This is a genomic window from Citrobacter sp. XY323, assembly GCF_025106035.1.
Lineage (GTDB): Bacteria > Pseudomonadota > Gammaproteobacteria > Enterobacterales > Enterobacteriaceae > Citrobacter > Citrobacter braakii.
In genome coordinates this window covers 259585-277623 of record NZ_JANYUK010000006.1, presented here as the reverse complement: position 1 = coordinate 277623, position 18039 = coordinate 259585, and the positions used below count along the sequence as shown (strand labels likewise).

Here is an 18039-nt window from a genome sequence, read left to right as displayed (position 1 = left end):
CCGTCGTCCGGCAATTAAAAATCAAATAACGCCGTCGTATTGCGATACAGCGCATCAGCGATAACATCCGCAGGTTCCGGGCGCAGCTCGCAGAGGACATCAAAGACTCTGACCACCTGCTCCGGGCGATTCGGCTGTCCCTGAAAGCCGTTGAGCGGCATATCCGGCGCGTCAGTTTCCAGCAGCAGTGAGTCCAGCGGCAGTTGCGCCATTACCTCGCGGGTTTTACTGGCGCGCGGCCAGGTAATGGTGCCGCCCACGCCAATTTTGTAGCCCAGTTGCACAAAACGTTCGGCCTGCTGCACGCTCCCGGAAAATCCATGCACCACGCCGGTTCGCGGCAAAGCATGGCGTTTCAGGTGCATCGCCAGCTTGTCATGAGTGCGCCGCGAATGCAGGATCACCGGCAGTTCGTAACGCTTCGCCAGCTTAAGCTGCGCTTCCAGCAACCGCTCTTGCTTATCGAATTGCGGATCGTCCCGATAAAGATCCAGCCCAATCTCGCCTACCGCCACCAGCTTTTGCGGGCGCTTATCCAGCGCCTGCTGCAACTGCTCCAGACAGTCATCGCTATGTTGTTCAATAACAATGGGGTGCAGCCCCAGGGCGGCAAACAATGGAGGGTAATTTTCCGCTAACGCCAGTACACGGGAAAAATTTGCCGCCTGGGTGGCCGGAACGATAATGCTTTGCACGCCGACGTCAGCCGCGCCCTGAATACTGGCAGATTCATCGCCCGTAAACGGCGGAAAATCAAAGTGACAATGCGTATCAATAAAACGATAACTCACGCCAAATCCTCATTATTAAACGTCGTGTCGTTAGCCTGAGGCGCATTGGTCACCACCGGCGCGTGAGCGTCGTTAGCCACCGGCGCAGGTGGAACCACGACCGGTCCCGGCACCACAATCTTCGGCGTCTGACGAGGCAGCGGCGCATTTTTCGCCAGCAGCTTGCCGACGGTTGCCAGGAAGTAACGACCACACAGGCGTCCGGTCTTGTAATCTTCCCGCAGCGCCGGAATACGGCTTCCTAATGCCATGCTATGGAGCGGTTTGGGCGGGTAGATCTCAAAGATACGCAACTTGCCCGGCGGTTTCTCAATAAAACTCTGAATCGCGCGATAGCTGGCTTCATGGTGCTGGACCAGATTCAGCAGCGGTTGCAGGCTGCTTTCGCCCAGCCAGCGTTCCATACGCTTGAACCACTGCGGGGTGTAATACATTTGCGAAGGCACGGTGCGGATAACCACCAGCGTTTTTGCCCCCTGCTTCGCCGCTTCCTGCACGGGAATGGCGTCGCTGACTCCCCCATCGAGATAATTCACACCATCCAGCGCAACCCCGGCGCGGTAGAACCCGGGAATAGCGCTGGAGGCACGAATAAGATCGAGCCAGTTTTGCCGGTTCGGCGAAAAATAGCCAGGCGTGTAGTCATCGCCCCGACAGGCGCACATATAAAACGATTTCCCTGCGGCAAACAGGCGCTCGGCGTTATACATCGCCAGCGGCATCTGGGATGCAGTCGAATCCACCAGCCAATCGAGATCGATTAAATTTCCCCCGCGCACAAAGCGCACCGGGTCAAAAAATTCACGTCGGGTAGTGTAACGCATGATGACTTTACGGCCGTAACCCGGCTGGTTACAAAGATAGGCTGAAAGGTTTTGCGCGCCAGCGGATGTCCCGTAGAAGAGATCAAAAGGGTTGAACTGCGCGCGCATGAATTCATCCAGTACGCCAGCGGTGAAGATGCCTCTTTGTCCGCCGCCCTCACACACCAGCGCCATACTGCCTGGTTGAAACGGACGTAACGATAACGGCGCAATATTACCGAGCGTGACGGGTATTCTCTGCCCCACCTCTGCCTTCCTGTTGTTTTTGTAATAGAACAACAAAGTAACGCAAATTGCCTGATGCTAAAACCGTAAAAGCCAGTCCGGTGGACTGGCTTAGTAGCAAGTTATCTTTACGGTTAATCCCCAAAATAATTCGAGTCACAAGAAGGCGGCAAGGGCGTGAATCCCGATCTGCTTACTCTGGTAAGTGATACGGGCGAGCACGCGTAGCCAGCGCACCTTTAACTTGAAGAATAAAGGGGATGTCGCTAGGGCCGTTTACGACCTGTAAACAGGCTGACCAGAAACAGAATGATCCCCACCACAAAAACAATTTTCGCTGCGCCAGCAGCGGTACCCGCCAGTCCACCAAAACCCAGTGCAGCGGCAATTAACGCGATAACCAGAAATATGATGCCCCATCGAAACATGCGCTTCTCCTTTACCATAGTTAATGTCACCGCTTGATATGAGCACTCAGGCTGCCCATCGGCGATATTTTCAGTGTGGTGCACAACACGCCTCCCGACAAACGTCGGGAGGACGAATTAAGTCTAATTAGTGAGTTTTAAGATCGTTTTTGACGCTTTTTACGCCATCAATCGCTTTGGCGATGCTCTCAGCGCGATCGCTTTGAGCCTGTGATTCAACGGTTCCTGAAAGCTGTACCACGCCATCGGTGGTTTCAACTTTCACTTTGCGGGAAGGGACAATATCATCGGCCAGCAGCTTGGCTTTTACCTCACTGGTGATTGCCGTATCGCCCGCATAGCCTTTTACAGAAGAGTCTTTGCTATCACGTACGTGCAGTTTGTCGCTAACGGAGGTCACACCCTCAACGCCTTTGGCGACTTTAACTGCCTCTTCGGCTTGTGCCTGGCTTTCAACAAACCCGCTTAGCGTCACCACCTTCTGGTCGGTTTTAACGGAAATGTCGGTGCTCTTAATGCTATCGTGATCCACCAGCGCGGCTTTTACTTTCGCAGTGATGGTGCTGTCATCCATGAAATTACCGACTTTGTTCATGGAGCTATCGACTTTCTGCCCCGCACTTTCGACGCCGGATTGCGTTTTATCCGTCGTGGAGTTTTCTGCATAAGCAGAACCCGTTGCAACAGCGGAGGTCAGCATCACGGCCAGCAGCGTTTTAGAAATCTTAAGTCCTGTCATTGTCATCGATGTATTCCTGTATGTTTGCTAAAAGCTGCGCTCTGCCGTAAAACGGCTTGAGCCAGCAACTAATCTTGTAAGTGGAATAAATATCAGCAATAGAAGCTGCAACAGGCAGCCTAAAAAGCATTTAACGCCGACATTTATGTCATCACATTGTTAAATATAGTTCAGGATTTCGTGATCGCAGTCCAGATTGACTAAAAAACGTGCAAACAAAAGAAAAACGAGAGGTTTTAAGAACATTCCGCAAGGGATTTAAAAGACAGGAAAAGTTGTAGGGCACGGTGGATACCGTGCCCTGAAGGTCGATTAGTGTTCGCGCGTTTTGCGGAACTGAACGTCAGGGTAACGTTCCTGGGTGAGATTCAGGTTAACCATGGTCGGCGCGATATAAGTGAGGTTATCGCCGCCATCCAGCGCCAGCTGAATTTCGTTTTTACGCTTGAATTCTTCGAATTTCTTCACGTCAGAACACTCTACCCAGCGTGCTGTCGCTACGTTGACCGACTCATAAATCGCTTCAACGTTGTATTCGCTCTTCAGGCGTGAAACCACCACGTCGAACTGCAGCACACCAACAGCGCCCACGATCAGATCGTTATTAGCGATCGGACGGAAAACCTGCACTGCGCCCTCTTCGGACAGCTGAACCAGCCCTTTCAGCAGCTGTTTCTGCTTCAACGGATCCTTCAGACGAATACGACGGAACAGCTCCGGCGCGAAGTTCGGAATACCAGTGAACTTCATCATTTCGCCTTGGGTAAAGGTATCGCCAATCTGGATAGTGCCGTGGTTGTGCAGACCCAGAATATCGCCCGGATACGCTTCTTCCACGTGAGAACGGTCACCGGCCATAAAGGTCAGCGCATCGGAGATAACCACGTCTTTACCAATGCGCACCTGGCGCATTTTCATGCCTTTCTCGTACTTGCCGGACACCACGCGCATAAACGCCACGCGGTCACGGTGTTTCGGGTCCATGTTGGCCTGAATTTTAAACACGAAGCCGGTGAACTTCTCTTCTGAGGCTTCAACAACGCGGGTGTCGGTTTTACGCGGCATCGGCGCAGGCGCCCACTCCACTAAGCCATCCAGCATATGATCAACGCCGAAGTTACCGAGCGCGGTACCGAAGAATACCGGGGTGATTTCGCCCGCGAGGAACAGCTCATGGTCGAACTCGTTAGACGCGCCCTGCACCAGCTCCAGCTCGTCGCGCAGCTGCTGCGCCAGGTCTTCCCCCACGGCGGCATCGAGTTCCGAGTTGTTCAGACCTTTAACAATGCGCACTTCCTGAATTGTGTGGCCTTTACCCGTCTGGTACAGGTAAGTTTCGTCTTTATATAGGTGATAGACGCCTTTGAACAACTTACCGCAGCCAATCGGCCAGGTGATCGGCGCACAGCCGATTTTCAGCTCATTCTCGACTTCATCCAGCAGCTCCATCGGATCGCGGATGTCACGGTCGAGTTTGTTCATAAAGGTCAGGATCGGGGTATCACGCAGACGGGTAACTTCCATCAGCTTACGGGTCCGGTCTTCAACACCTTTTGCGGCGTCGATGACCATCAGGCAGCAGTCCACCGCCGTCAGAGTACGGTATGTATCTTCAGAGAAGTCTTCGTGCCCTGGGGTGTCCAGCAGGTTTACCAGGCAGTCATGATATGGAAACTGCATCACAGAGGTGGTAATGGAGATACCACGCTGTTTTTCCATTTCCATCCAGTCAGATTTCGCATGCTGGCTGGAGCCACGGCCTTTTACCGTACCGGCGGTCTGAATCGCCTGTCCGAATAACAGTACCTTTTCAGTAATTGTCGTTTTACCGGCATCCGGGTGAGAAATAATGGCAAAAGTGCGGCGTTTGGCCACCTCTTGCAAATAAGGAGACAACGTCATAGTCAAATCTTCTTAGGTAAGCACGGCAACAGGCCGTGCAAGTTGAATACGAAAAATTGCGGCTATTTTACCCATCAACGGGGGGGAGGCAATCAGTGTTTACACAGGAGCCGCTCCAGTTCACTTAATGACGCCACGGTCCAGGTCGGCTGAATGCCCGCTGGCTGCTCGCGGTGGTGCGTATTTAGCCAGCAAGTGGATAGCCCGGCGTTAATGCCACCAAGAATATCGGACTCTGCGGTGTCGCCCACCATCAGTACGCGAGAACGCTCAGGATTGCCCGCCTGCTCCAGTGCATGGTCAAAAATACGGGGATCGGGTTTTGCCACGCCAACCTGCTCAGAAATCACCAGCAGGTCGAAATAGTCGCGCAGCCCCGTCCGCTCAAGGCGGATTTGCTGCAACGCCGTAAAGCCGTTAGTAATAATACCGATTTTTGTTTTATCACGAATCGCATTGAGCAGAGAAACCGCCCCTGGCAACGGCGAGCAAATCTCCGCCATCGCATTGATAAAGGCGTCATTAAGCTGGCCTGGCTCAACCTTCAGGCGTTCAGCCCAGCTCTGAAAACGAGCGTGCTGGAGTTGTAATGAGGTTATCGCACCGTTTTGATAATCCACCCACAGCGGTTTATTTACGGCCTGGTAGTCCTGAAAATCTTCAGCGGTAAAGGTAATGCTATAGTCGAGAAACATCCGCTGTAAGCCGGTAAACGAGTCAAACGTAAACAGCGTTTCGTCGGCATCAAAGAAAATCCAGTCCCACTTCTTCATCATTACACCTTGTCTTACATGCTGATTGGCAATGCCATTATAATGGCGTCTTCATGACCATCGGCCGTCGGATAGTAATTGCGCCGGATCGTCGCCTCGTTAAAGCCCAGGCTTTCGTACAGCGCGATAGCGGCAGCATTTGAGGCGCGCACTTCAAGCCACAGTGTCAAAATGCCACGCTTTTCCAGCTCATCGATCAGGTATTCCAGTAGCTCACGCCCCAGGCCCCGGCGCTGAAAGTCAGGATCGACGGCAATATTGAACAGCGTAGCTTCATCCAGCACGACCTGTGTAATCGCAAAGGCGGCCATTACGTCATCAACCCTCAAGTGAAAATTGAGGTAGCGATCGCCCTGGTTGCTGGCAAATGTTTTTTCACTCCACGGAAAAGCGTGGGCGCGTTTTTCAATCTGAAATGCTGCAGGTAAATCAGTCGGTTCGAGGGAAGAAATCGTGTTCATATGCGCAGATTTGTTGCCATAACGCGGCGCGGGCCGCGGGGTTTTCCCGTAATTCATTAAACGCAGGACTCTCGACCTGAGCGCCCTCCAGCAGCAGCGGCTCTTCGGTTCCCAGCCGCCAGCTATTACAGCGACTGCCCTGCGGCAGCATGGCGACACGGTCAGGCGTCAGTTGTAAAACCTGATCCGGGCTGACGGTTAATGCGCGTAAAATATCGCTCATCAACGGTTCGGTTAGTGCGGGTAATTGTGCAGCAACCATCACCAAACGGACGTGCGCAGGAATTGAAATCGCGATCTCGCCCTGCAGTGCGCCGGGACGACGCAATGACCACTGCGTAATGCCCAGTTGCTGTAACTGCCAGTCTCGTCGGGATGTCATAGCGAAACACTCCTGTCTATCAGGGGCGCAAATATAGCAAATTTGTCGAATCCGTGCCATCAAACAACTATAATCCCCCGCTGTACAATTTAAGGAGCACTCCATGTCTGCTTTTACCCCGGCAAGTGAAGTCTTGCTGCGCCACAGTGATGATTTCGAACAAAGCCGTATTCTGTTTGCCGGTGATTTGCAGGATGACCTGCCTGCCCATTTTGAATGCGCCGCCAGCCGTGCGCACACTCAGCAGCTTCACCACTGGCAGGTGCTTAACCGCCAGATGGGCGACAACGTTCGCTTTAGCCTCGTCGCCCAGGCTGATGACGTTACCGATAGCGATACGCTGATCTACTACTGGCCGAAGAATAAGCCGGAAGCCCAGTTCCAGTTGATGAACATTCTGTCGCTGTTACCGGTGGGCACCGATATTTTTGTTGTTGGTGAGAACCGCAGCGGCGTTCGTAGCGCAGAGCAGATGCTGGCCGAATACGCGCCGCTGAACAAAGTCGACAGCGCGCGTCGCTGTGGCCTGTACCATGGTCGTCTGGAAAAACAGCCTGTCTTTGATGCAGAAAAATACTGGGATGAATACCAGACCGAAAATCTGACCATCAAAACGCTGCCGGGCGTATTCAGCCGTGACGGCCTGGATGTTGGCAGCCAACTGCTGCTCTCCACGCTGACGCCGCACACCAAAGGCAAAGTTCTGGATGTCGGCTGTGGTGCAGGCGTACTCTCCGTCGCCTTAGCCAGCCACTCGCCAAAAGTGCGCTTAACCCTGTGCGATGTTAGTGCCGCCGCCGTTGAAGCCAGCCGCGCAACGCTTGCTGCCAACGGTATTGAAGGAGACGTAATCGCCAGTAACGTCTTTTCTGACGTGACGGGTCGCTTTGATATGATCATCTCCAACCCACCGTTCCACGATGGGATGCAGACCAGCCTCGATGCCGCGCAAACGCTGATTCGCGGTGCAGTGCGCCACCTCAACAGCGGCGGTGAACTGCGTATCGTGGCGAACGCCTTCCTGCCTTATCCGAAGGTACTGGATGAAGTGTTTGGCTTCCACGAAGTTATCGCGCAGACCGGTCGCTTCAAGGTCTATCGCACCATCATGACGCGTCAGGCGAAGAAGTAGAACGGCCATCCGGCAGGGTTTGCTAAATGCGGGGTGGCACTTCGTTTACACGGCCTGCGTTTAGCGCCCATTTTTACATCAATTAAGCGCGTCCTGGGCAATTAACTATTGACGAAAAGTTGAAAACCACTAGAATGCGCCTCCGTGGTAACGATACTTTTTTGAGTGTCGATGGTATGCGAAGGTGGCGGAATTGGTAGACGCGCTAGCTTCAGGTGTTAGTGTCCTTTCGGACGTGGGGGTTCAAGTCCCCCCCCTCGCACCATAATCCACGTTGATATTGCTCGCACTGGGCGAAGGTGGCGGAATTGGTAGACGCGCTAGCTTCAGGTGTTAGTGTCCTTAGGATGTGGGGGTTCGAGTCCCCCCCCTCGCACCAACGAGGCGATATCAAAAAATAAGATGACTGTGCGAAGGTGGCGGAATTGGTAGACGCGCTAGCTTCAGGTGTTAGTGTCCTTAGGATGTGGGGGTTCGAGTCCCCCCCCTCGCACCAATTATCTTATTTCCCTCTCGATTTTCTTCCCTGTTTTGTTCATCCCTGATTCCCGTTCATCATCACCAGAACAATGCCGCCGATCAGCGCCGCACATGAAGGCAACAGGACAAAATGCCGCAAACGCTTGTGGTACAGCATGAGTGAAGTCAACAGTAATCCTAATACAATCATCGCCTTCCATACGTAGACCGACAGGTCGCTAAATGCCATCCCGGCAATCAGTATTCCCGGCAGCAGAACACCCCATCCACTGCCCAGCGTACGTTGCAACATGGTACCACCTATGACATTGATAATGATAACCAATATCATATGATAAATTTTCTCATTTGTCAGCTGGGAGACACTATCAATTATATGAGTTTTACTTAGCGATTGATGACATGAATAATTTAAGGTGATAAATTGCTCGCCGGTTAGCTTTTCAACTAAAAACAATAAAAACCTCTGCGAATGATACCCCGTTCGTTATTTGTTTTATTTACCAACACACCTTTGTACATTGCAGATAACTAACAATATTTACCTATGACAGTACAATCCTGGCGAGCTCTGCGCACCAAAAAATACCAACTCTCTTTACGATTGTTTCTGCTGCTCAACGCAGTCTCCGCACTGTTTACGCTTTTTTTTCCCCTGTTTGCCGTCAAAGCGTTGTCAGTACCGGCGTTGCTGATTCTCGTGATGAGTACATTGTTGCTGGCATGGCATAGGAAATATGTGGATAAAAGAATTAATCTTCCTTTTATTTCAATCGTTTTTGGTTTGCTATGGGCATTACATATTTTCCTGAAATATAACGCACTGGGTCATAATGATTATTATTTTCTATTAATCGCGCTTCTCAGCGTGCTGTTTATTGGATCTATCGCTTTTGCCAATAATATCATCGCGTTTACGCTTCACTCACTACCTTCCGTCGCCGTCTGTTTATGGCTGAATGGCAGCGAGCATGGTTTGCGAATTTTCTATTTTATGGCGCTGCCCATGGCCGGGATCGCCATCCAGCATGTGATACAAAAACGCTACGATGGCTTCGCCCAGCAGCTGATGTATAAACTGCTGGAAGAACGGGAGACCCTGAACGGGCTCAGCATGCTCGACCCGCTAACCGGTTTGTACAATCGTCGGGGGCTGCAACACCGACTCGATACGCTGTTGGCCTTGAGCAACGCGAAGCACTACGTCTTGCTACTGGATATCGACCATTTCAAAGCCTATAACGATCACTACGGTCATATGATGGGAGATCAGGCGCTGATCCGCGTCTCTGCCGCGATTCGTGACTCCGTGCGCTCCCGGGACGTGGTGGCGCGCTTTGGTGGGGAAGAGTTTATGGTTTTGCTGACCGCGGTCGATCCCCAGCAGGCCCAGGCTGCCGCCGAACGTATTCGCCAGAAGGTGTACGACCTTAAAATTCCTCACATGTTTAACGAGAGCGTGGCAACCAACGTAACCGTGAGTATTGGTATTGCGCCTCTGGTCGAGCAGGATATTGATGCCGCTGTTGCCCGAGCGGATAAAGCCCTTTATGAGGCCAAGAGCCTTGGGCGCAACAGTACGCTGGTCAGCGATGACCTGCGGGTAAACTGCCCTTCTGCCTGAGCTATCTGTGCGGTGTGGCCCGGGATGGCGACAAAGATCTTGCCATCGCTCAATGTCAATTATAGGATTAGCAATCATTATCATTAAGATTAACATCCTTATATCGACATGGCTTATCGTTCCGCACCGATCGTTGAAGATGTCATCTGGCGTAGCCCTCTGCCTGCAAAGATGCCCTCGCTGGCTGCTGCCGTACGCGCAACGATAGCCAACACCCGTGAGCACCTGCTGGACTTCATTCGTCTTGACGAAACGCCCGTGCCAGGAGCGATGACGCTACATGAATGGACGCAATCAACGACGCTAAGTTCATTGCTGGCTGTCTATTCAGACCATATTTATCGCAATCAGCCCACGCTGCCACGCGAAAATAAGCCGTTGATTTCTCTCTGGGCGCAGTGGTATATCGGCCTGATGATGCCTCCGCTCATGGTGGCCCTGCTGACGCAAAAAGAGGCCATCGATGTCTCTCCTGAACACATGCACGTAGAATTCCACGAAACAGGCCGTGCTGCCTGCTTCTGGATCGACGTGCATCAGGATCACCAGGTCACGGCCCAGTCTCCTCAGCAACGCATGGAAACACTGATTCTCTCGGCGCTGACGCCGGTTGTGCAGGCGCTGGAAGCGACAGGCGAGATCAATGCGAAGCTTATCTGGAGCAACACCGGATATTTAATTCACTGGTATTTAACGGAAATGAAGCCGTTATTAGGTGAAGAACTGCTGACCACACTGCGCCAGACCTGTTTTTTTGAGAAGCAGCTCTCCTGCGGTCAGGATAATCCCCTGTGGCGTACCGTTGTTCCGCGCGAGGGACTGTTAGTGCGCAGAACCTGCTGCCAGCGCTATCGCCTGCCCGATGTCCAGCAATGCGGTGACTGCACGCTGAAGTAAGCGAGGAGCCGTAGCCCCTCGCCCGTCAGTTATGCAACCTGCTGATTTTCCTCTTCTATACGCTGTGCTTCTTCTTTTTCCTGCGCTAATAGCTGCTTTTCGTAAACCTTAAAGAATGGGAAGTAGATGACGGCAGACACCAGTGCCAGCAGGACAACCAGAATGGCCGCACGATAGTCCCAGCCTAACGCCCACGCCGCGCCAACCGGTGCCGGGGCCGTCCAGGGAACCACTGAAATCACCCGCCCAATCAAATCTAGCTTCATCGCCGCCCAGGCCAGCACCGCGTTCACCATCGGGGCCAGCAGGAAGGGAATGAAGAACACCGGGTTCATGACAATCGGCGTACCAAAAATCACCGGTTCGTTAATATTAAAAATGCTCGGGACAACGCTCAAACGCCCGATCGATCGTAGATGGGCCGAACGGCTACGCAGATAGCAAATCACCAGCCCCATCGTCGCGCCGGAACCTCCAACCACAATAAAGAACGTCCAGAACGCTTCCATAAAGATATGCGGTAAAGGCGCGCCCTGCGCCAGCGCCGACTGGTTCATCCCGAGATTGGTGAGCCAGAACATTTGCAGCATTCCCGACACAATTGCCGCGCCATGAATACCGGCAAACCACAGCAGATGGCCGATCAGCACCGCCAGCAGTATCGCTGGCAGAGAATCCGCTGCAGACACCAGTGGTTTAAAGATGGCCATGATGGCCTGCGGGATCAGCATGTCAAACTGCGACTGAATCACCAGACTCAGCGGGTACAGCGTAAGCACCACCACCAGCACAGGGATCAGCAGATCGAAGGAGTTTTTGATCATCGGCGGCACCTGATCGGGTAAACGAATGCCGATGTTGTGCGCCTTCAGGAAGCGCATCATTTCAACGCAGTAAATAGCCACCAGGATCGCAGTGAAAATCCCCGTACCGCCCAGGCTATCAACCGGCATAGTGCCTTTGGTTTTCGGTGCAGCAATCAGCAAAAAAGCCATGATCGATAGCATCGCGCACATGAAGGGATCTAGCTGATGTGACTTCACATAGTGCTTGCCCAGGTTATAAGCGATAGCCGCACATATGTAGACTGACATGATCCCCATCGTCATATCAAACGGTGTGAGGATTTGGCCTTCAAACTGTTTCGCCATATCCAGCCACGCACGTGCAAACCCCCAGGTGGTATCCGGAGAAAAAGGCGGATAGGCGAAAACCAGCAGAAACGAGCCTACGATCATGAAGGGCATCGCCGAAATAAACCCATCACGGATAGCCATCACATGACGTTGTGAAGAGATGCGCCCGGCAACAGGGCTGACGTAATTTTCAACGAAGCGGAAAATCGCATTAAACACAGCATGATTAGTAGACATAGCCGTTCTCCCGTTGTGCAAAACCCTGCAACCGTGCTGGTATCAACACCACCACGTAAAGCCCATTACTGCTTTTCGCAACCGTGCCGGGAGGAACGCCAGCGCTACTGTATTTTGAGTTCAGTTTCATAGATGGCTCTTATTATGTAATACAGAGGAAGTGACAACTTCAGTATTAATCGCCATTTGAGCATTCTGCAACCGGTTACTGTAACCGGTTTCTTTGATTGTGAAGATGATCGAAAAACTGCCAATGTTGCCATGTTGTTATATTAAAATATTTACAGCGAGCTTGCCCCTATGACAAATTACGCCATGCGGTTTTCTGCTGGATGGAGCTGCCTGTAGGCGATTTGGAGAGAAGAATGAGTTTGCAATCAGTACGCCAATTTTTAGCGCAATATGCACCAGATATTGAGATTATCGAATTAGATCAGAGCACAGCTACCGTCGATCTGGCAGCGAAAGCCCATAACGTCGAACCTGGCCAGATCGCGAAAACGCTTTCTCTGAAGGTCAAGAACGACATTATTCTGGTCGTCGCCAAAGGTGATGCCCGACTGGATAACAAAAAGCTAAAGAGCACTTTCGGTGCCAAAGCCCGGATGTTGAGTAGCGATGAAGTGGTGAACGCGACGGGCCATCCTGTTGGCGGCGTTTGCCCTTTCGGACTGGAAACGCCGATTTCAGTGTACTGCGACGTTTCGTTGAAGCATTACGCTGAAGTGCTTCCCGCCGCAGGCGCCATCCACAGCGCCGTTCGTATCACGCCAGAAAGGATGGCTGAGCTGACTTCCGCCACCTGGGTGGATGTGTGTCAGGGATGATTCACGTTCCGTGCCGATAACGAAACCCGGCACGAAACGATCTAACATTACCCGTTAAGAAGCCGCCTGTAGAAAAGGTGCAGGTTCACCTGCACGCAGGTACAGCAGGATATCTGCAGCATCCAGCAGTCCGGCATCTGAGCTCACGCCCAGCTTGGACATCACATTAAATTTATGTGCCCGAATGGTTTTAATATTCCGCTCTAACTGAGCAGCGATCTGCGGCATTGAATAGCCATTCGACATAAAGCGCAGTATTTCTCGTTCTGTTGGACTGAGCATACGGCTTTGATTGATATACCAATGGTTTTTAGAACCTTCGGTTCCCCGGTTGGGACCGTTCAATACCGTAAATAACGCGTCCTGCAGTACCGTTAATGAAGAAGATTTGCTCACAACGCCATCTAACGGCAACGGCGACAAAGAGCCGATTAATCGCGCTTCAGCGTCATCATCAGCAATAACCACCCGGCGAATACGCGGAAAATTTACCGCTAATTCCGTCAGATAAGCTAACCCGGCCCTGCGATCGGTTCTGATTGCAGAGAGGGAGAAAATAACCGCCGAAAACGACGTTTTTAACATCACCTGACTAAATGCAGGCTGGCTCGAAAAGATATGAAGTTCGTATTGGTTATCCGGCATGGTATTAAACAGGCTCTTAATACCGACGCTACTCATCGCGCACTTCTCTACCAGCGCAACGTTTCTTTTGATGCTTCGGCTTTCCATTCCGTGGTTTCTCCATAAACTGAAGGTAAATTCAATTCTCGCGATCCTTGAGAACTGTTTATCCAGGCGTACATTTCTGCATTGCTATGTATCGACAAGCGACGCATAGCGCTGTTCTTTTGGGCGCTGATCGTTTTATTGCTTTTCTTCAGCAATGTCGCAATCTGATTAATTCCCCAACCTTTTCCCAGGAGTCTCAGCACTTTCCTCTCCGAGAGGGTAAGTACAATTGAGCGGGCGCTATGGTCTGCTAATTCTGGCATCAGGGGCGGAGAGAGCAGAGACTTGCTAATTCTCTCGGCACGGCTATTTCCTGCGTGAATAACATTCACCAAACTTTCAATCGTCTCGGCATCAGATAACAGCGAACTGACAGGGCACATCAGCAATTCAATGGCCAGCGGATAAAAAACACGAGAAACGAGAAATACCCAGTGAATATCGCGGTATTGAGATAATAAAGAATAATATTGTTCGCAGACTGAACGTGGATGATTACAGTCTCCGGATAAGTCAGCAATCACCAAATCGGCACAACGCAGCTGCAGCAACGTCAATTCTTCGACGGAGCGGCAGTAGGTAAGTTCATAATCAGCGAACTGCCCCTGCATTACACCTTTAAGTCCGGTTTGTACGATCGGTAATTTACTAATAATAATTGCGTTTTTGCAGCGTCCTGGCAACATATCTCCTCCACATTCACCAGTCCGTATTCGCACGTATTAAAAATCCCCTGATAAATTAAAAACATTAATTAACAGGAAACCCTAAACAATAGACGAGGTGAATTGTTTATCCTTGGCTTTTATTTATAAATAAAGTTACACCGCTACAATCCCAGTAGCATCAAACTATTGAACCATCATGCCAATAATTACTCATAAATACACTCTTTGTACAATTAAAAGAACTACAATAGATCGTTAGCGTTGCTTACGTATTTTCCATCCTGATAAATAGCACTACATTTTCATAAGCGCTGTCTTTATTGATAAGCAAGTGAGGTATGCAAACGCATCAGACGTACAATCTGCATCTTTTTTCGACGCAAAGATTGATCTTAGCCAGAGCCAACAGGATCATGCTTCATGATAAAAAGAAGACATCCGCCATGCAAAGAGATCCTTTTCAGTCAGAGCGAGTCATGCAAACAGAGCAGTCGTCACAGCGAACGGTTACACGGTTATGTATTCAATGCGGTCTTTTTTTACTGCAGCATGGGGCAGAAAGTGCGCTGGTTGACGAGCTATCCACCCGCCTCGGGCTGGCGCTTGGCATGGATAGCGTAGAAAGCGCTATCTCCTCTAACGCCATCGTCCTGACCACCATTAAAGACGGGCAGTGCCTGACTTCAACGCGAAAAAATCAGGATCGCGGAATTAACATGCACGTCGTGACGGAGGTGCAGCACATCGTTATTCTGGCGGAACACAAACTGCTGGATGTTAAAGGCGTTGAGAAACGCTTTAGCCAGATTAAACCGCTGCGCTATCCAAGATGGTTGGTCGCCTTTATGGTCGGCTTGTCCTGTGCCTGCTTTTGTAAACTCAATAATGGCGGATGGGATGGCGCGGTGATCACCTTTTTCGCCAGTATGGTGGCAATGTATATTCGCCAGATTCTGGCGTCCCGGCATTTGCACCCGCAAATCAACTTCTGCATTACTGCGTTTGTGGCAACCTCGATTTCTGGTCTGCTGCTAACGTTGCCGACGTTTAACCACACTCCAACCATCGCCATGGCCGCCAGCGTGCTGCTGCTGGTTCCGGGTTTTCCGTTGATCAACTCCGTCGCGGATATGTTTAAGGGACACATTAATACAGGGCTCGCTCGCTGGGCTATTGCCAGTCTGCTGACGCTGGCGACCTGCATTGGCGTAGTCATGTCGATGACCTTATGGGGGCTGCGCGGATGGGCGTGATTGATTTCATTTTGGCGCTAATGCAGGACATGATCCTGTCGGCAATACCTGCGCTTGGTTTTGCCATGGTATTTAACGTACCACATCGGGCGCTCCCCTGGTGCGCGTTACTCGGCGCACTCGGCCACGGTTCACGAATGGTGATGATGAGCGCAGGATTTAATATCGAATGGTCAACCTTTATGGCGTCGCTACTGGTGGGCTGCATTGGGATCCAGTGGTCACGCTGGTATCTGGCGCATCCGAAAGTCTTCACCGTTGCGGCAGTAATCCCCATGTTCCCTGGGATCTCTGCCTATACCGCCATGATCTCGGCGGTAAAAATCGGCCATTTTGGTTACAGCGAAGCGCTGATGATAACGCTGTTGACCAATTTCCTGAAAGCCTCATCGATTGTCGGAGCGCTCTCCATCGGGCTATCCGTACCGGGATTATGGCTGTATCGCAAACGCCCGCGCGTTTAGCGGCACGCTTTGTTAGCCCTCGCAGAGAGGGGAATCTCCCCCTCATCTGCTGCTCTCCTTCTTCTCTGTGTTACTATAAAAGCAGTCCCCTTCTCGGTTGTTGTTCAGTATTGAGAAACATTATGCCCAGCAAAATTTTGACGCCGGACGTCACTAGCATTGACGCCTTACTACACGATCACCATACGGTGCTGGCCAGGTCTGCGGGCGGCGCCGTAGCCGTATTCGCCAATAACGCGCCAGCATTTTACGCGGTGACGCCTGCACGACTGGCCGAGTTGTTGGCGCTTGAAGAGAAGCTGTCACACCCGGGAAGCGATGTGACGCTGGATGCACAATTTTATGAAGAGCCGCAAACCGCTCCCGTTGTCGTGCCAATGGGGAAATTTGCGATGTACGCTGACTGGCAGCCCGATGCCGACTTTCAGCGCCAGGCCGCCCTGTGGGGCGTGGCGTTAAGAGAACCGGTCACCGCCGAGGAACTGGCCTCATTTGTCGCCTACTGGCAGGCCGAAGGCAAAGTCTTTCACCATATTCAGTGGCAGCAAAAACTGGCACGCAGCATCCAGATTGGCCGGGCCAGCAATGGCGGAATGCCGAAGCGCGATGTGAACAGTGTCAGCGAGCCTGACAACCATATTCCACCGGGTTTTAGAGGATAACGATGAAAAACGTTGGCGACCTGATGAAACGTCTGCAAAAAATGATGCCGGCTAATGTCGAGCCAGCCTTTAAAACGGGCGAGGAGCTGCTGGCATGGCAAAAAGAGCAAGGTGAAATTCGCGCCGCAGCGCTGGCCCGTGAAAACCGGGCTATGAAAATGCAGCGCACATTCAACCGTTCCGGTATTCGTCCACTGCATCAGAACTGTTCGTTCGATAACTATCGGGTGGAATGCGAAGGTCAGATGAACGCCCTGAGCAAAGCTCGCCAGTACGTTGAAGAGTTTGACGGCAACATCGCCAGCTTTATTTTCTCTGGCAAGCCCGGCACCGGCAAAAACCATCTGGCCGCCGCTATCTGCAACGAACTGCTGCTGCGCGGCAAGTCGGTGCTGATTATCACCGTTGCGGACATTATGTCAGCCATGAAAGATACCTTCAGCAACCGTGAAACCAGCGAAGAACAGCTACTCAACGATCTCAGCAATGTCGATTTGCTGGTGATCGACGAAATCGGCGTGCAGACCGAATCCCGCTATGAAAAGGTGATCATCAACCAGATCGTCGATCGCCGCTCGTCTTCAAAACGCCCGACCGGTATGTTGACCAACAGCAATATGGACGAAATGAACAAACTGCTGGGCGAGCGGGTAATGGACCGTATGCGCCTTGGCAACAGCCTGTGGGTGATTTTTAACTGGGAAAGCTACCGTAGTCGGGTAACCGGTAAAGAGTATTAACGTATTAGGACCACTCCTAAGACTGCCGGCGCTATACTGCGCTGAAAAGGCATAACACGAGTTGCATATAATGATGAAAACAACCAAACGTCTGCTGTGCTGTGCGCTTGCCGCCAGCACGCTCATCTCGACCAGCGTTTTCGCCGCCTCCTGGCAGGATTCGCTCTCCAGCGCGGCCAGCGAACTGAGCAAACAAAGCTCCGGCTCGCAGGGCGGCTCGTCGCTCTCTTCCCTGACCAGTCTACTGAATGGCAGCAATCAGTCGCTGACCTCCAGCAGCATGAATAACGCCGCCGGAATCCTGGAATATTGCGCGAAACAGAAACTGGCCTCGGTCACCGACACGCAGAACGTCAAAAACCAGGTGCTGGATAAACTGGGCCTCAGTGCTCCGGAGCAGAAACAAGACACCAACTATATGGACGGCATTCAGGGGCTGCTCAACGCCAAAGATGGTCAACAACTGGACCTGAACACAATTGGCAACAGCTCGCTGGCGAAGCAGGTAAAAACCAAGGCCTGCGATCTGGTGTTAAAACAGGGTATGAACTTCATTTCCTGACGCACGATATGCCGCGTATACCCTGCGCGGCATCAACCTGTTCCCCATAAAATTCACACGTCAAATAATCAGTAAATCCCCCGCAAAAAACACGCATATC

22 protein-coding genes and 3 tRNA genes are annotated in these 18039 nt (G+C 51.8%); 12 read left to right on the top strand and 13 right to left on the bottom strand.

The window, feature by feature from the left end:
- Positions 1 to 14: 14 nt before the first annotated feature.
- From N0B36_RS10875 to holD, 8 genes are all read right to left on the bottom strand, one after another.
- Positions 15 to 791, bottom strand: coding sequence for a metal-dependent hydrolase (locus N0B36_RS10875; RefSeq protein ID WP_016151605.1), 777 nt, complete (start codon positions 789 to 791; stop codon positions 15 to 17).
- Entirely contained in the window at positions 788 to 1861 is a 1074-nt protein-coding gene (locus N0B36_RS10870) for a patatin family protein (RefSeq protein WP_259687783.1), read from the bottom strand. Before N0B36_RS10870 ends, N0B36_RS10875 begins: the two co-directional genes overlap by 4 nt.
- A 245-nt stretch (positions 1862 to 2106) precedes the next feature.
- A complete protein-coding gene (locus N0B36_RS10865; RefSeq protein ID WP_003019081.1) occupies positions 2107 to 2268 on the bottom strand; it encodes a DUF1328 domain-containing protein in 162 nt (53 codons plus the stop codon).
- Between the two features lie 127 nt (positions 2269 to 2395).
- Positions 2396 to 3013 (bottom strand): molecular chaperone OsmY, encoded by a 618-nt coding sequence (gene osmY, locus N0B36_RS10860; RefSeq protein ID WP_016155629.1) that lies wholly within the window; start codon positions 3011 to 3013, stop codon positions 2396 to 2398.
- 306 nt (positions 3014 to 3319) lie between these two features.
- Positions 3320 to 4909, bottom strand: a complete 1590-nt coding sequence (gene prfC, locus N0B36_RS10855) for a peptide chain release factor 3 (protein WP_259687781.1) — start codon at positions 4907 to 4909, stop codon at positions 3320 to 3322.
- A 92-nt stretch (positions 4910 to 5001) separates the two neighbouring features.
- The gene (gene yjjG, locus N0B36_RS10850; protein WP_016151600.1) at positions 5002 to 5682 is read right to left on the bottom strand and encodes a pyrimidine 5'-nucleotidase; all 681 of its coding nucleotides are present in this window, start codon (positions 5680 to 5682) and stop codon (positions 5002 to 5004) included.
- A 14-nt stretch (positions 5683 to 5696) separates the two neighbouring features.
- A complete protein-coding gene (rimI, locus tag N0B36_RS10845; protein WP_204552685.1) occupies positions 5697 to 6143 on the bottom strand; it encodes a ribosomal protein S18-alanine N-acetyltransferase in 447 nt (148 codons plus the stop codon).
- Positions 6112 to 6525 carry a DNA polymerase III subunit psi gene (holD, locus tag N0B36_RS10840; RefSeq protein ID WP_003837254.1) on the bottom strand — a complete coding sequence of 138 codons (414 nt, stop codon included), beginning with the start codon at positions 6523 to 6525 and terminating at the stop codon, positions 6112 to 6114. The genes rimI and holD overlap by 32 nt, the downstream gene beginning before the upstream one ends.
- Positions 6526 to 6628: 103 nt before the next feature.
- Between holD and rsmC the strand changes: the two genes are divergently transcribed.
- From rsmC to N0B36_RS10820, 4 genes are all read left to right on the top strand, one after another.
- Positions 6629 to 7657: a 16S rRNA (guanine(1207)-N(2))-methyltransferase RsmC gene (gene rsmC / locus N0B36_RS10835; protein WP_200049717.1), complete on the top strand. Its 1029-nt coding sequence runs from the start codon at positions 6629 to 6631 to the stop codon at positions 7655 to 7657.
- Between the two features lie 178 nt (positions 7658 to 7835).
- Positions 7836 to 7922 (top strand) — tRNA-Leu (locus tag N0B36_RS10830).
- Between the two features lie 28 nt (positions 7923 to 7950).
- Positions 7951 to 8036 (top strand) — tRNA-Leu (locus N0B36_RS10825).
- 31 nt (positions 8037 to 8067) lie between these two features.
- A tRNA-Leu gene (locus tag N0B36_RS10820) sits at positions 8068 to 8153 on the top strand.
- A gap of 39 nt (positions 8154 to 8192) precedes the next feature.
- Here the strand turns inward: N0B36_RS10820 and N0B36_RS10815 are convergent.
- A complete protein-coding gene (locus tag N0B36_RS10815) occupies positions 8193 to 8468 on the bottom strand; it encodes a DUF1435 domain-containing protein (RefSeq protein ID WP_019078313.1) in 276 nt (91 codons plus the stop codon).
- A 216-nt stretch (positions 8469 to 8684) separates the two neighbouring features.
- Here N0B36_RS10815 and N0B36_RS10810 point away from each other — a divergent pair, with 216 nt between their 5' ends.
- Together N0B36_RS10810 and fhuF are read left to right on the top strand one after the other, a co-directional pair.
- On the top strand, positions 8685 to 9761 hold the full coding sequence (locus N0B36_RS10810) for a GGDEF domain-containing protein (protein WP_049282559.1): 1077 nt from the start codon (positions 8685 to 8687) through the stop codon (positions 9759 to 9761).
- Positions 9762 to 9869: 108 nt separating this feature from the next.
- A complete protein-coding gene (fhuF, locus tag N0B36_RS10805; RefSeq protein WP_047414505.1) occupies positions 9870 to 10658 on the top strand; it encodes a siderophore-iron reductase FhuF in 789 nt (262 codons plus the stop codon).
- A 29-nt stretch (positions 10659 to 10687) separates the two neighbouring features.
- Here fhuF and N0B36_RS10800 read toward each other — a convergent pair whose 3' ends face one another.
- Both N0B36_RS10800 and N0B36_RS10795 read right to left on the bottom strand, forming a co-directional pair.
- On the bottom strand, positions 10688 to 12031 hold the full coding sequence (locus N0B36_RS10800) for a PTS sugar transporter subunit IIC (protein ID WP_181221179.1): 1344 nt from the start codon (positions 12029 to 12031) through the stop codon (positions 10688 to 10690).
- Complete coding sequence (locus N0B36_RS10795; RefSeq protein WP_181221178.1) at positions 12021 to 12161, bottom strand: hypothetical protein; 141 nt, start codon at positions 12159 to 12161, stop codon at positions 12021 to 12023. The genes N0B36_RS10800 and N0B36_RS10795 overlap by 11 nt, the downstream gene beginning before the upstream one ends.
- A 235-nt stretch (positions 12162 to 12396) precedes the next feature.
- Between N0B36_RS10795 and N0B36_RS10790 the strand changes: the two genes are divergently transcribed.
- The gene (locus N0B36_RS10790) at positions 12397 to 12858 is read left to right on the top strand and encodes a YbaK/EbsC family protein (protein WP_016151593.1); all 462 of its coding nucleotides are present in this window, start codon (positions 12397 to 12399) and stop codon (positions 12856 to 12858) included.
- A 54-nt stretch (positions 12859 to 12912) separates the two neighbouring features.
- Here N0B36_RS10790 and bglJ read toward each other — a convergent pair whose 3' ends face one another.
- Positions 12913 to 13590: a DNA-binding transcriptional activator BglJ gene (bglJ, locus tag N0B36_RS10785; protein WP_029139757.1), complete on the bottom strand. Its 678-nt coding sequence runs from the start codon at positions 13588 to 13590 to the stop codon at positions 12913 to 12915.
- Entirely contained in the window at positions 13551 to 14276 is a 726-nt protein-coding gene (locus N0B36_RS10780) for a response regulator transcription factor (RefSeq protein ID WP_047358383.1), read from the bottom strand. The genes bglJ and N0B36_RS10780 overlap by 40 nt, the downstream gene beginning before the upstream one ends.
- A 458-nt stretch (positions 14277 to 14734) precedes the next feature.
- Here N0B36_RS10780 and N0B36_RS10775 point away from each other — a divergent pair, with 458 nt between their 5' ends.
- From N0B36_RS10775 to N0B36_RS10755, 5 genes are all read left to right on the top strand, one after another.
- A complete protein-coding gene (locus N0B36_RS10775; RefSeq protein WP_016155624.1) occupies positions 14735 to 15511 on the top strand; it encodes a threonine/serine exporter ThrE family protein in 777 nt (258 codons plus the stop codon).
- On the top strand, positions 15502 to 15975 hold the full coding sequence (locus tag N0B36_RS10770) for a threonine/serine exporter (RefSeq protein ID WP_016151589.1): 474 nt from the start codon (positions 15502 to 15504) through the stop codon (positions 15973 to 15975). Before N0B36_RS10775 ends, N0B36_RS10770 begins: the two co-directional genes overlap by 10 nt.
- Before the next feature lie 122 nt (positions 15976 to 16097).
- Positions 16098 to 16637 (top strand): primosomal protein DnaT, encoded by a 540-nt coding sequence (dnaT, locus tag N0B36_RS10765; protein WP_259687776.1) that lies wholly within the window; start codon positions 16098 to 16100, stop codon positions 16635 to 16637.
- Between the two features lie 2 nt (positions 16638 to 16639).
- Positions 16640 to 17377, top strand: a complete 738-nt coding sequence (gene dnaC, locus N0B36_RS10760; RefSeq protein ID WP_016155623.1) for a DNA replication protein DnaC — start codon at positions 16640 to 16642, stop codon at positions 17375 to 17377.
- Between the two features lie 70 nt (positions 17378 to 17447).
- A complete protein-coding gene (locus tag N0B36_RS10755) occupies positions 17448 to 17939 on the top strand; it encodes a DUF2501 domain-containing protein (RefSeq protein ID WP_016151586.1) in 492 nt (163 codons plus the stop codon).
- Positions 17940 to 18039 lie beyond the last annotated feature (100 nt).